Annotated in this window: 17 protein-coding genes, 1 pseudogene and 1 riboswitch; of the genes and pseudogenes, 2 read left to right on the top strand and 16 right to left on the bottom strand. The window is 38.0% G+C overall.

What is annotated here, in order from left to right:
* Position 1 precedes the first annotated feature (1 nt).
* Both ACQKII_RS02945 and ACQKII_RS02940 read right to left on the bottom strand, forming a co-directional pair.
* Positions 2 to 1018, bottom strand: coding sequence for a DUF4179 domain-containing protein (locus ACQKII_RS02945; RefSeq protein ID WP_427456183.1), 1017 nt, complete (start codon positions 1016 to 1018; stop codon positions 2 to 4).
* Positions 1015 to 1488, bottom strand: a pseudogene (locus tag ACQKII_RS02940) (sigma-70 family RNA polymerase sigma factor). The gene ACQKII_RS02945 and the pseudogene ACQKII_RS02940 overlap by 4 nt, the downstream one beginning before the upstream one ends.
* Positions 1489 to 1678: 190 nt before the next feature.
* Between ACQKII_RS02940 and ACQKII_RS02935 the strand changes: the two are divergent.
* Positions 1679 to 2233 carry a delta-aminolevulinic acid dehydratase gene (locus tag ACQKII_RS02935; RefSeq protein WP_427456181.1) on the top strand — a complete coding sequence of 185 codons (555 nt, stop codon included), beginning with the start codon at positions 1679 to 1681 and terminating at the stop codon, positions 2231 to 2233.
* A gap of 113 nt (positions 2234 to 2346) precedes the next feature.
* Here ACQKII_RS02935 and nikE read toward each other — a convergent pair whose 3' ends face one another.
* The 10 genes from nikE to ACQKII_RS02885 form a co-directional block, all read right to left on the bottom strand.
* Positions 2347 to 3138, bottom strand: a complete 792-nt coding sequence (gene nikE / locus ACQKII_RS02930) for a nickel import ATP-binding protein NikE (RefSeq protein ID WP_427456179.1) — start codon at positions 3136 to 3138, stop codon at positions 2347 to 2349.
* Between the two features lie 12 nt (positions 3139 to 3150).
* Positions 3151 to 3942, bottom strand: a complete 792-nt coding sequence (locus tag ACQKII_RS02925) for an ABC transporter ATP-binding protein (RefSeq protein ID WP_427456177.1) — start codon at positions 3940 to 3942, stop codon at positions 3151 to 3153.
* 2 nt (positions 3943 to 3944) lie between these two features.
* The gene (locus ACQKII_RS02920; protein WP_427456175.1) at positions 3945 to 4769 is read right to left on the bottom strand and encodes an ABC transporter permease subunit; all 825 of its coding nucleotides are present in this window, start codon (positions 4767 to 4769) and stop codon (positions 3945 to 3947) included.
* A 1-nt stretch (position 4770) separates the two neighbouring features.
* Positions 4771 to 5724, bottom strand: a complete 954-nt coding sequence (gene nikB, locus ACQKII_RS02915; RefSeq protein ID WP_427456173.1) for a nickel ABC transporter permease — start codon at positions 5722 to 5724, stop codon at positions 4771 to 4773.
* Positions 5725 to 5869: 145 nt separating this feature from the next.
* On the bottom strand, positions 5870 to 7489 hold the full coding sequence (nikA, locus tag ACQKII_RS02910; protein ID WP_427456171.1) for a nickel ABC transporter substrate-binding protein: 1620 nt from the start codon (positions 7487 to 7489) through the stop codon (positions 5870 to 5872).
* Between the two features lie 501 nt (positions 7490 to 7990).
* Positions 7991 to 8192, bottom strand: a riboswitch (cobalamin riboswitch).
* Positions 8193 to 8466: 274 nt separating this feature from the next.
* Positions 8467 to 9003, bottom strand: a complete 537-nt coding sequence (locus ACQKII_RS02905; protein ID WP_427456169.1) for a DUF1572 family protein — start codon at positions 9001 to 9003, stop codon at positions 8467 to 8469.
* A gap of 627 nt (positions 9004 to 9630) precedes the next feature.
* Complete coding sequence (locus tag ACQKII_RS02900) at positions 9631 to 10236, bottom strand: SCO family protein (protein ID WP_427456167.1); 606 nt, start codon at positions 10234 to 10236, stop codon at positions 9631 to 9633.
* A gap of 108 nt (positions 10237 to 10344) precedes the next feature.
* Positions 10345 to 10467, bottom strand: coding sequence for a YvrJ family protein (locus ACQKII_RS02895; RefSeq protein ID WP_143998430.1), 123 nt, complete (start codon positions 10465 to 10467; stop codon positions 10345 to 10347).
* A 192-nt stretch (positions 10468 to 10659) separates the two neighbouring features.
* Positions 10660 to 10884, bottom strand: a complete 225-nt coding sequence (locus ACQKII_RS02890) for a DUF2922 domain-containing protein (RefSeq protein WP_427456165.1) — start codon at positions 10882 to 10884, stop codon at positions 10660 to 10662.
* Between the two features lie 32 nt (positions 10885 to 10916).
* Entirely contained in the window at positions 10917 to 11132 is a 216-nt protein-coding gene (locus ACQKII_RS02885) for a DUF1659 domain-containing protein (protein ID WP_427456163.1), read from the bottom strand.
* 111 nt (positions 11133 to 11243) lie between these two features.
* Here ACQKII_RS02885 and ACQKII_RS02880 point away from each other — a divergent pair, with 111 nt between their 5' ends.
* A complete protein-coding gene (locus ACQKII_RS02880) occupies positions 11244 to 11684 on the top strand; it encodes a DUF2621 domain-containing protein (protein ID WP_427456161.1) in 441 nt (146 codons plus the stop codon).
* A 74-nt stretch (positions 11685 to 11758) separates the two neighbouring features.
* Here ACQKII_RS02880 and ACQKII_RS02875 read toward each other — a convergent pair whose 3' ends face one another.
* The 4 genes from ACQKII_RS02875 to ACQKII_RS02860 form a co-directional block, all read right to left on the bottom strand.
* A complete protein-coding gene (locus tag ACQKII_RS02875; protein WP_143999364.1) occupies positions 11759 to 11950 on the bottom strand; it encodes a hypothetical protein in 192 nt (63 codons plus the stop codon).
* Positions 11951 to 12172: 222 nt separating this feature from the next.
* Positions 12173 to 12340, bottom strand: a complete 168-nt coding sequence (locus tag ACQKII_RS02870; RefSeq protein WP_427456159.1) for a hypothetical protein — start codon at positions 12338 to 12340, stop codon at positions 12173 to 12175.
* 205 nt (positions 12341 to 12545) lie between these two features.
* On the bottom strand, positions 12546 to 13043 hold the full coding sequence (locus ACQKII_RS02865; RefSeq protein WP_427456157.1) for a CcdC family protein: 498 nt from the start codon (positions 13041 to 13043) through the stop codon (positions 12546 to 12548).
* Between the two features lie 24 nt (positions 13044 to 13067).
* Positions 13068 to 13454 carry a response regulator gene (locus ACQKII_RS02860; protein ID WP_036130115.1) on the bottom strand — a complete coding sequence of 129 codons (387 nt, stop codon included), beginning with the start codon at positions 13452 to 13454 and terminating at the stop codon, positions 13068 to 13070.
* Positions 13455 to 13457 lie beyond the last annotated feature (3 nt).

Genomic DNA, 13457 nt, shown 5'->3' with positions numbered 1-13457 from the left:
CCTATTGTAATTCAACTACAATGGGTGCCATCTCTTTCTTCTCTTGCATGTCACCATCATTTGAATGTAAATATATTGTTGGAATAATAGTTAAAGATGTAGCCTGTGGGTCGATTGCTTTCATCGTACTACTCCCCTCAAAAAAAGAACTATCAGCAGCACCGAATCCTCCGTTTCCTTGCACCTCATAACGGTGTCCAAGATTATCTGAAACTGCTGCTAATGTCACTGAAACATGTGCCGACTTTTTCCGTACATTCTCATCCGCAAACTGCTTATAGTGAATGACTGTGGAAACATCTGTTTTGTCAATGGATTGAATAAGAAAAGTTACGCCGTCAAGATGAGTCGATTGATCGACAAATTGTGTATTTCCCACTAGTTTATCGACTGTAAAATGGAATTGCCAGTCACCTTTAATTTCTGTTCCTGAAGTTGTAAAAGATTTAGGGGCCCAAGTGACATCCATCGTGTCTATAGTTTTACCTTCGTTAAAAATTGGTGTCACGTTCGCAATACCAACATATGTCGCATCATCAATTTTTTCTATTTTGCTTGAAAATCCTGCACCTGACGCCCCCTTAATGTTAAAAACGTCATTTGAGAATATATTTTCTCCTAACTTTTCTTCCGTTTCTATTGCATACGTAACGGTTAAAGACGTTCCATCGAATACAGCATTTTCAATCATTATTGATATACCATTACTGGACTGCATTTGACCGATTGTTGTTGCATTTTCCGAGAAATTGCTATAAATTGACTCCTTATCAGTAAAATGATTGATAATATTTTGCATAAACGGCAACTGTGAGGCAAGTGTAGGGAAGGTAAAACCGACTGTCACCGTTGACCCAACTAAAATGAGTGCCGCAGCTACCACTTTTTTCAATACACTATATTTCTTTTTTCTTGTACCTAATACAAAATTTTTCACCCGTTTTCTTTCGATCTCTGTTACTTTTGCTAATTCAATTTCATCGATATCCACCTGCAACATACTCTGTAATTCTTTCATATGAAACGCTCCTTTAACACCAAGCTTTGTGCTAATTTTTTCTTCCCACGATAAAGTCGATTGTCAATTGCCGCCTTGGATAGCCCTAACATATCTGCAATGGCCCCGTTTGCCATTTCTAAAAAATACTTCATGATAAAAATATCTCGATCGATTTCCTCTAGTTTACTAAGTTCAAACAGCAGCTCATGTCGTTCTTCTCGATTTAAAAAAGTTTGCTGTACATCCGTCATAGCTGGTGCATCACTTGCCGCTTCAAGCTGGGCCTCACGCTGCTGTCTTTTATCTAACGTTCTGTATAAATCAATAGCCTTATATTTGGCGATCATGCCAATCCACTTTCTAAAGTCCTCCTCTTCCCCTTCAAATTGTTGGGCGTATTGTCATACTGATAAAAATACATCATTTACACATGCATCTTCTTTTTGTTTTTTTAAGCGCTTAATAAAATTCCGTTCCATGCACGTCATGTGCAAATCTCCTTATTTTAATTGAAAAAACTTTTTCATATAGTACAACGAAGCGATCATGCAATAATTCTCAAGTCTAGCAAAGTTTACAGGCATTAAATTTCCAAATTAGGATAACTTCCGTTTATAATGACTTAAAAAGATTAGCAGTACGCTTAATCTATCTTGAAATATAGGGCGCGGTTAACATATGAGTAAACCAGAATTATACGTGCGCTTAGTTGTAGGTCCAAATTGTGATCTGGAATCATTCGCATTACGATCCATGCTTGAGTATTTCGGCGCAAGGGTTACGGTACATTGGATAGGACGGCCAAATGACTTGGTTGATGTTCTGTCTGGAGAAGATCGAGATGCAAAAATGGATTATTTGATATTAAATTTCCACGGAGATGAAGGAAGATTTTATCTACCCGAATTAGGTGAGGATATCTATGAGGATGATGAGCCAAGAGGTGAATTCTTCGGCCATCAGGAGGTCTTACACTATTCGAAACTACAAGATGTGAAGGTCATTGCATGTGGATGTACATTAGGCGATAAACAGCTAGCGGACGCATTTCTGAAAAGTGGTTGCGCATCGTATTTAGGCCCCGTTGATTACATAGATGGTAATGCCAATGTAATGTTTTTAGCAAGGTTTATGTATGAAATCATCAATCATCATAATACCCAGCAACAAGCATTTGACATAGCTAAATCGATTGATGACGAGACCGCTATGTATCAGCTTTATTTACCTTAACGCTATAATTATTTCCATCACGATGATATAGCAGATCCAAACAAGATCAGCATAAAGACTATAGCAAAAAATCGTAGGTCCCCTTAGCAGGCTACGATTTTTTACGTTTCCATTCAGTTTTTGCGATTTTTAGGATGCGTAGGTAATATGGCGTTGTATAACTCAAGGCTAGCAGGATGTTGAATAGCAGCACTTTTCTTAATTTCCTCAACGATTTGACCTTGATGCATCACCAGCACTCGATCAGCAATAAAGCGAGTGGCATTTAAATCATGGGAAATAAAAATATACGACAAATTTAATTGTTGTTGAAGCCTTTGTAGTAGTTGTAAAATATGTTTTTGCAATATCATATCAAGGCTACTAATGGCTTCATCTAAAACAATTAATTTTGGATTAACAGCTATAGCTCGAGCAATATTGACGCGTTGTTGTTGCCCTCCACTTAGTTGCGAGGGATATTTAGTCGTAACAGTCCAATCTAATTCGACACAATGAAGTAACTCCGCTACCTTTTGTTGACGTTCAAGTCGAGAAAATTGTTCAAAATTAAGTAACGGTTCCTCGATTATTTCAGCGATCGTTTGCTTGGGATTAAATGAATTTAAACTATTTTGAAACACTGCCTGTAAATCTCTACGAATGCTATTTTTTTCCTTATTATTCGCATCATACAAATTGACACCATCAAATTGCACAGTACCACTTGTCGGTTTCTCTAAACCTAAAATAATACGGCTTAACGTACTTTTACCTGAACCACTTTGTCCGACCAGCCCTATACATTCGCCTGCATGAAGTGAAAATGTTATATCTTGTAATACTGAAACTATTTGCTTTTTTCGTAATAGCGCCTGTCCATGCTGATAATGTTTTACTATGTTTGTTACCTCTAATAATATCATTTACACACACCTTTAAACGATAATTCTCGATTGTAAAAGTTTCTTCGTATATGAATGTTGTGGGTTATCAAAGCAATCATACACACTTGCTTGTTCAATGATTTCCCCCTTGTACATGACCACAACATCATCTGCAAGCTCCGCAATAACACCCAAATCATGCGTAACCATAATAATGGTTGCATCCGTTTCTGTGCGAATATCATTAAATAGCTTTAATATATTTTTTTGATTGATTGTATCAAGTGCTGTCGTTGGCTCATCAGCAATTAATACGTTAGCTTGCATGGCAAGACATAGCGCAATCATGACACGCTGGAGCATACCACCACTCAATTGGAAGGGATAATATTTCATAATTCTTTCTGGATTCGGCAGATTTACTTTATTCATATAATAAATAGCCGTTTGCCTTATCTCTTTTTTATTCATGGTAAAATGAGCTTTTAACGTTTCATGAAAATGCATTTCAATGGTTTGATTACTATCAAATGATGCCGATGGATTTTGCATAATCATGGATAAGTGTCTGCCTCGATATTTTCTCAGTTCTTCGTTAGACAGTTTCGCTAAATCAATGTCATTATAGAAAATTCGCCCCTGCTTTTGTTGAGCAAAAGTCGGAAGTGACTGCATAATCGCTTGGCATAGCATGGATTTCCCACTGCCACTTTCTCCAATAATCCCTAATACACGTCCTTTAACAGCACTTAAATTAATATTTTTTAAAATTTTCTTTTCACCGATTGTTACATGTAAATCTTTAATGGTTAGAATCGGATGACAGCATGCTTCATTTTTCATAGTTACCCCTTTTGATGATTTAGTTTCTTAACATTACTCGCTAAAACATTGACGAGCAGGACAACGATGACGATGGCTGTTCCAGGATACAACATCAGTTCAGGGTGTAATCGGATATATTGCTTGCCTTCACTGATCATCATCCCCCATTCTGGTGTTGGTGCTTGTACACCGAGACCTATAAACGAAAAGCCCGCAATTTCTAAAATGACCTTTCCTAAATCTAATGATACGATGGTTAGCATTGGGGCTATTGTATTGGGAATAAAGTGTCTGGAAATCAACTGAAATCCCGAGGTGCCACTGACCTTTGCAGCTTGAATAAATTCTTTTTGTTTTATGCTAATAAACAGGCCTCTTAAAATTCTTGCATAATAAATACTCTGGGTAAAAATTAAAGCGAATAAAACATTTTTCAAACTTGGCCCTAAAATCCCAAGAAGTCCAAAGGCTAGTACTAACGTCGGAAAAGCTAATAAAATATCACAAATGCGAATAAAGATAAAATCAATCATACCTCCTTTATAGGCAACGATTGCTCCTACAAATAAAGCCATGACACTCGCAACGATTTGGATAAATACCGCAGACCCTACAGAATAGCGTATACCTAGTAAAAGACGTGAAAATGTACATCTTCCTAAATGATCTGTTCCTAATGGATACGTCCAAGAAGGCGCTAGAAATTTTTTAGAAACCTCCACTAAATACGGATCATTTGGCATCATCCAAGGTGCGAAAAACCCAAGTATGCCAATTAGCACAAATATTGCTATATACAGTAATTGCTTACGCATTAACCTAATCTGTTTATCAAATGTAGTCATTTCATCCCTTCCTATCTAAGCCCGCAGAACGAGGGTCAAGCACACGTTGTAAAATATCTGTGCATAAATTTACTACTACATAAATGACGACAATAATAAGTACATAACTTTGTACAACGGGATAATCGCGATTGAGTATTGATTCAATTAAATAACGCCCTAAACCTGGCCAACTAAACACTTGCTCTACAATGACCGCCCCACCAAGCAAGTTTCCAAGCGTCATGCCAAGCATTGTCGTTATTGGAATAGCTGCATTTTTCAGCACATGTTTACCGATAATGATGCGTTTCTTTAAACCTCTTAACTGTGCATAATGGACATAAGGCTTTTGTAATTCATCTATGACACTCGTGCGTATAGATTGGGTAAATAAGCCAATCACAGGTAATGCAAGGGCCACTGCTGGCAGTACGATATGCGATAGACTTCCCTTACCATTTGTCGGCAACAAGCCTAGCTTTAAACTAAAAAAATACAACAGTAAAAACCCTAACCAAAACGTTGGAATCGATACACTAATAATCGATAAAAAACCAATAAGTTTGTCAACTAGCGAATTCTTATAAAGCGCACAGATGACCCCAAGAGGTATACTACAACAGATTATTAAGGTAAAAGCAGCAAATGCTAATTCGATGGTAGCTGGTAGTTTTGCAAAAATTTCTTGTCCAACAGGTAATTTACTCACAAAGGATGTACCAAAATCAAATTGTAGTACCCCCTTAAGCCATATAAAATATTGGATGAACAACGGTTTGTCTGTTCCAAGTTCCTCTCGTAATGCTTGTATTGCTTCAGGCGTAGGAGCAATTCGTGACAGTCTAAGAATTACCTCTGCAGGCTCCACAGGCACAAACCGAACAAAAATAAAAGTAATAAGAGATACGCCTACTAATACAAATGGTAGGGTGATGATACGTTTTAGACAAAAAAGCCATGTGGATTCATACATTCTTTTCACTTCCCCGACTGTTATATTACAAAAGGAGCCGTCTCAAAAAATTCTTGAGATGGCTCCTTTCTGCACGTCAGCCTTAAAGCATATCAGCTAGTAGCACTACGCTTATGTGCCTAATTGACCAACACTTTTTTCTCAACTACTTCCCTATATCCATTTGAGCGAATGGAATGTCATATTCTGATGCACGAGGTAAAAAGTCTTTCACATACTCATGATAGATGACATTATTTGTTTCATATGAGATTGGATAGAATAATGCCTGGTCACGTAACATCGTTAAAATGTCTTTATAGTATTGCGCACGTTCTACTTCATCGGTGCCAATTAATAGTTGATGAATCTTTTCATCCATTTCAGGGGCATTTGGTAAGCCTAATTTTGCTTCATAGACACCACTTGCATTTGGCGTCGCTGATTCATTGGCAAAGCTATGTGGATCTGTAGGTGGGCCATTAGTGCGCCAGAAATTAATATCCACTTGATTGTCCATTAATTTTTGAAGACCAACCATCACATCCGCACCTTCAAGATTTAGTTGTACCCCAATCTTCGCTAACTCCCCTTGCATTAACTCTGCCATCGGTTTTTGGATAGCATCGGTTGCAATATATATTAAATCCAGTTCAAGTACTTCTCCATTTTTAGCACGAATCTTCTCACCATCTTTTAATAGCCAGCCCGCTTCATCCAGTAATTGCTTAGCTTTTTGTGGATTAAATAAAATCGGTGCTAACTCAATATTGGCGTACGGAATCGCATCCCAAAATAACGTATTTGCTACTTTTTCTGTCCCATGTGTAATACTTTCCACCATCTGGTCTTTATTAATCGCATATTGTATGGCTTGGCGTACATTTAATTCAGCTAAAGGACCTGATTGTGTATTGAATAATAAGGCACGTGTTGATAGGGGCTCTGAAATAGCCGTCTTATATTTGCCGCTATCCTTCAAGAAAGTATAGTTATCTAAACTAATAATACCGCGACCATAGATTACGTCTAATTCTTCATTTTCAAAAGCCAGTGAAATAGATTCAGAATCAGGAATAATTTTCACTTTCACTTGATTGACTAATGGCTTTTCACCCCAATAATTTTCATTGCGACTGAAAAGCACATATTCATCTTTCTTATAATCTGTTAACACCCACGGACCTGTTCCAATAGGTGCTTGAATGCTTTCATATGTAGCATCTTGTTGTGGGAAACCATTATCCCCTAAAAAACGGAACGGGCGAACAAAGGCTAATTCATTTAACACTGGATAATAGGGTTCATCTAACTGTAGACGGACTGTAAAATCATCTATTTTCACAACTTCTTTAATGTGGTTGACCATCCCCATCCAAGAGTGCATATCGCGATTGGCTAACACAGCATCAAAATTGCGAATCACATTATCAGCATTAAATGCCGTTCCATCTGAATATTTCACATCTTTTCTTAGATGAAATATATATGCTGTTTTATCATCTGAAATATCCCAGTTTTCCGCTAATTTTGGAGAGATTGTCCCATCATCGTTATATGCTACTAATGATTCATAGACCATTGCCTGCGCGGTCATTTGGTTTGGTAAATACGTATGTGGATTGAGTGGACCCACATCTAATGGCCATCCGATTGTCAACATCTTGTCTTCGTTTTTTGTATCAGTCTGTGTTTTTGAATGACGATCATCATTGCTAGTGCAACCTACTAATACGACCATAATCAGCGCTAGCATCAATGGGTATACATTCTTTTTTAAGCTCATCATCATTGCTCCCAATCTATTTTCTTGGTACTACCATTCGGAAACATATTAGCTTCTTTATCTTCGAATGGTAGCCGATCCTCTGTTGTTAAAAACCATGGTTTATTTTATCAAGCGGAATATACCCGCTTGGTATCATGTGACTTACTTGCACATCAATAAAGGCAGGTTACAAGGTCATCTAACTTATGTAAATTCATGTTAGTCGTGCCTAATCGACTAATAATTTTCTCGATATATTAAATACTTAAATTGTTACGATAATCTGTAATTGCTGCATAATAGCTACCATCAGGCTTCAAGGCTGCTTTTATTTCTTTTACATGGCTCCTTCCACCAAACTTCATATAATTGGTTTTCCTTCATTTCTGCACCACCTTCAAGAATAAGTTATCTCAAGTTAAAAAAGGACATAAAAAAAACCTTATTCCACATGAATAAGGATAGAAAAACTCGCTATAAAAAAGCTCTCCATCCATCTCCCTATCTTTCGTAGATCTTCAATGAATCTTATTACAAGCAGGCATACTGGCTTATGAATCATCATCTCGCTTCACCTTCCCAAGTACATTTTTAGCGTATACTTAGTACCAATCGAAACAAGACTCCTCATTTACAGCTGCGGGACAGCATGGGATTTACACCCATTTTCCTTTTAATTGTGCGTAATTTTTTCACACAAACTTGTAATGTTAGATATTAAATTAGTAATAAACATAACATGCTCAAATTCTGTCGTCAATTTTATTTTCTGAATATAATAAAGGTTTGACTATTATTTAAATAAAAGCAGCAACACTTTGGCGAACCACGTCAGCAATCGTCATCATTTCAAGTGGATGTTGCTGGTACCTAAGCGTTACTCCGGTTGACCTGAGCGATTGCTGTAAAAGAAAAAACACTGTAGACAAACTCGCTTCTTTGCCGAGTTTGTCTACAGGCTGAAGCCGCCAACACTTTAGTGAGGCGGCTCTTTGCTATTTTTGATGGGCTTTTAACATCGCATCTGTGAACGCCCCGGATTGTCCTCGTGGAATACTTAACGTCCGCCATTCATCGCCCTTGATTTGCTTGCCAACGTAGACAATTTGACCAATATGTGAAGCGTAATGTGCCATTTGTCTTTCAATGGCATCTATGACTGTATGTGGCTGTCCTCTAATCGTCACTATCCTTAATAAGTCCTGTTCTGTCAACCCCTGTAGTGCATCTAGAAACACTTTCCAGCCTTTTTCCCACATCGCTAGTATCGCTTCTTTCCAGTCAATACTATCATTAAATTCATCATCACGATTCCTCGTAGCTTTCTCGCCATCCGTCGTTAAAAAATTCGTCCATCTTGAAATCATATTACCACTCACATGTTTGACAATGACGGCAATGCTATTCGAATCTTCATTAAGTGCCCAATGTAATTGCTCATTGTTTAATTGTGCGATTGTTTGATCGCCATCTGCTTTGACACTTGTAAATCTTTCGATGACTACTTTTAAATATGTCTCACCCATGCTCATACAAAAATACCCCCCCTTATCCTTAGACTAGAACATTCCTCTTTCCCTATCATTGTAAACGAAGCTGAACTTGGGAGGCAATTTCAAAGCTTTAAAGATATGAATATTATTCCGCTTGTGATAGATTCACTGTGATTTGTGCTTCCTTATCTTTTTTCATTATTGGTAGTTCAATCGTCCTTAATTTGATATCACCTTGCGACGGTTTCTTAAAAATTAATTTATATTGATTGTTGGCAATGGCTTTAGGGTAGGTTTCAATTAAATTATTACCAAGTTCATCTTCTATTGCTAATAGATTTTGTTCAAAATGTGCACCAAAGATAAAGGCACTCGTTGATTCAATTTTGTAGAGGCAGGGACAAAACTTTAAATTTTAAGAAAGAGGAGCAAAGGCGTTATTAAATTTTTGCTATCTAAAATGAAGGAAAATTTAGAAGAGAGCACTAGTTGATGGTAGCGAAGGCGGTGACGCCTGGGGAATTAGCGTGACGCCTGAGACTACAGGCTCAGGCCACGCCCTCCGGAAAGCGTCGTCGTTGCGGACATCAACGCTTACAGTAAAAAAGTGTTAGATCGACAGCAGTCAATCTAACACTTTTTCTCTTTTGTCCCGGCCTCTTTCTTTTATAAATTTTCTTCAATATATGTTTCGATATCTCCAGCAATTGTATCAATTGGTACATCTTCATCCTCAGAATAACCGTTATACATTTTCACGAGGACACCATCTTTATCGACTAAGAAAAATTGAGATCCATGGATGACTTGGTCAGTATTCGGATCATCTTTCACCCATATTTTCGTTGATTTTTGGGCATATTGTTCAATGTATGACTGCGCATAACCTGTAAGAAGATTCCATTTCGATTCATCCGGCACATTATAACTTGCTATATAATCGGCTAATACTTCGGGTGTATCTACTTCTGGGTCAATTGAAAAAGCAACAATATTATAATCCTCTACACCTTTTTCTTTCAACTTTTCTTGTACTTGTGTCATATTAAACGACATAGGTGGACAAATCGAAGTGCAATTGGTGAAAACATACATACCCAACCAAGGTTTCCCTTTGAGGTCTTCTAAAGAGACCTGTTCGCCACGTTGATTGACATGCTCAAAATCTAGCATTTCCATACTATAATCTGCCTTAAATTTCACATTGCCACATGCACTCAGTACTGCCGCTAACACAAGTAGTAGCGCAAGCCCCGTTACTTTATTTTTCATATTAACACACTCCCTACTTACATTACCTTCATCTTATCGAATGGTGTAAGCGTTGACAACCTCTTGACGTGACAGCTTTCGTACATCTTTGTGAAATCAATTTCACTTTCACTTTAAAGATACTAGAACATCATGAATCGCATCCAGCTTTACTTCCACGCGGTGTAATAAATAAAACGACACAAGAATCGGAAAGCCAATATCCGATATCATATTCATCCATTGTTCCATCTATACGTCCTCCTCACTATGGAAAGTGCATTTGTTGCTTGACAGGAAAACTCGGCTTATAGCCTCGTCTACTGACTTACCATACTTAGCTAAATAGCATGGAAATCCCTTCTTCGTCATTTTCACCGAAGAAAACGACACGCCTAGCCAAAAAGGCCTTTGCAGCTAATTGTGCAAAGACCATTTCATGAATTACATTATCCCTAAATCAAATGTTGAAACTTGACGATCAATGAGTCGTGCTCCCCTTATGGCAACAAAGGCGCCTGTTTTTACTTCAAAAACATTGCCCGTAATAATCGTTTGCATCACCTGTTGAATTTCCGATGCTGTAATATTCGGCTTCGGTTCATCAATCGTAATGATCGCAGTTTTCCCCATGGTTGTTTCAAATTGCAGTTCTAATACTTGCGTCATCCCAATCACCTCCTTGTTTTCCGTTTTTGCTGTTACGATAAATCTGTTGTTTCTTGTTTTACTACACTGTCTAATGGCTGTGACGAAAGACTTGCAATCGCCTTTGCCACCTTCAGTAAGTCCACAACTGAATGAGTACCATTCAGATTTTGATACGTTTTTGTCGTAAACTTTGGCTCGTTGTTGTCATCGTGACCCGCAATATACTTTAAACGCAGTGTGGCACCTAAAAAAATGGTGTTTGCCATGTACCCCACCCCCTTTCTACAGAATATATACAGACTAATTGTAAAAAGAGGGACAATAAGGATGAATTTTTTTGGCCAAGCTTTTATAATAGAGTCAGAGAAGGTAAAGAGGTGAACGGTTTGCAGTTAGAAGGTTGGTTTTTATGGTTTATCTTGTTTTGGGTAGTCGTATTAATATCCTTAATGGGGATTGGTGGATTTTTCATGTTCCGCAAATTTTTAAAGGCTCTGCCAAAGCAGGATGGGAAATCAGATTTAGATTGGCAAGAATTTTATTTAGATAAAACGATTCACTTATGGGGACAATCTGAGAAGGAGTTCTTATATGAACTTGTAAGCCCTGTACCTGAGTTATTTAGACAAGTAGCGAAAGAGAAAATTGCGGGGAAAATCGGGGAACTTGCTTTAGAGGAAAAAGCATCAGCTATAGATAATGACTTAATTATTCGCGGTTATATTCAAGCAACCCCTAAGCGTGACCATAAATTTTTACGCAAAAAATTAGATCAAATGCATATTGACGTGACCCCGTACGAGCACTTATTTGATTAATACGAAAAACCGCACTTTTTTGCAAGTGCGGTTTTTCATGTTTCATTGCCCTTTCCTATCGACAAAAAACAGTATTACTTAAATAAGTGATCAAGATCCTGATAATCTTTCTGATAACGTCCACCGTCAGCTACCTCTGCATGATACAGCGCTTTTAAGGCATAATTTTTTTGCAGATCCATGTCTGCCATTAGCGTCTTTAATTGATCATGCAGTTCACGATGTTCTCTCACTAGCTGCTGCATCTGTGGTTTAAAATATTTCATGTTGTCGAACTCCTCATTTTTTAACGTGCTTATTAGTATAGCACAACTAATTCATGAAAAACGTCTAATCGTAAATTGTGCAGGGCTATCCGTCATTTGCTCAAGTCTATCCGTTAGTTCGGCGGTTCTATCCGTCATTTGCCCAAGTCTATCCGTTAGTTCGGCGGTTCTATCCGCCAGTTACTCAAGTCTATCCGTCAGTTCGGCGGTTCTATCCGCCAGTTACTCAAGTCTATCCGTCAGTTTGGCGGTTCTATCCGCCATTTGCTCAAGTCTATCCGTCAGTTCGGCAGTTCTATCCGTCATTTGCTCAAGCCTATCCGTTAGTTCGGCGGTTCTATCCGTCATTTGCTCAAGCCTATCCGTTAGTTCGGCGGTTCTATCCGTCATTTGCTCAAGTCTATCCATCAGTTCGGCGGTTCTATCCGCCAGTTGCCCAAGTCTATCCGTTAGTTCGGCGGTTCTATCCGTCATTTGCTCAAGTCTATCCGTCAGTTCGGCGGTTCTATCCGCCAGTTGCTCAAGTCTATCCGTCAGTTCGGCGGTTCTACATAAAAAACTGCACTAGCGTATACACTAGTGCAGTTTCTTTGCATTACATAACCTTTAACGGTACTGTTTTCTTTATTTTTTTAAATTGCATGAGCATGGCAATTCGCCAAGGTACTAGCATGGCAAATGCCAAAATCCAAAACATGCCCGCTAATTCACCGACATCTATGGAGCTACTTAAAATTATTTTGGCAACAACACGGAAAACTAAAAGTCCCATTAAAATAAAAACGAATGCTTTTGAACGTTTTAAATAAATATCCTGACCCTTTACTTCAAATTTAGAAGTAGCGATTAAAATTGTTGAGAACACCATCCCAACAGCAGCAGCCTCTAAAATTTGCATAGACGGTACTCTAAATTGTTCAAATAAAAACATTAACGCACCTGAAGACATAGCGATAGGTGGAATGATAATTTTCTTCTCATTTGTTGGTTTTTTGGAAGCTCTCATACGTATGACCATTACAAAACTACCCATTAAAATGGCCATTATGGTCGAACCGATTACATAATATTGAGAAGGTATATTGCTTAACATTAAAAATCCTCCTCTAATGTCAAATTAACAATTTTGACCAACTAATTGATCTGCAACAGCCTTTAATTTTTCGGGCTCGAAAGGCTTCGTTATAAAGTCTTTCGCGCCACTTTCAATCGCCTCAACGATTAATTTCTGTTGCCCTAAAGCCGTAATCATAACAATTTTTGCATTTGGAAATTCAGGAATGATTTTCTTTACAGCCGCAATACCTGTCATAACGGGCATCGTTACATCCATTGTTACAAGGTCTGGTTGTAACTCGCGATACATCGCTACAGCTTCTTTACCATTGACCGCCTTGCCGACAACCTCATAACCCCATTCACTAAACATATTACTTATTGCAACACGCATAAATAGCGTATCATCCACTACTAAAACTGTAGGCACGTGTTCATCTCCCTCCACGTT

The sequence above is a fragment of the Lysinibacillus sp. NPDC048646 genome (assembly GCF_050272295.1).
GTDB lineage: Bacteria > Bacillota > Bacilli > Bacillales_A > Planococcaceae > Lysinibacillus.
This window is presented reverse-complemented; position numbering and strand designations above follow the sequence as displayed.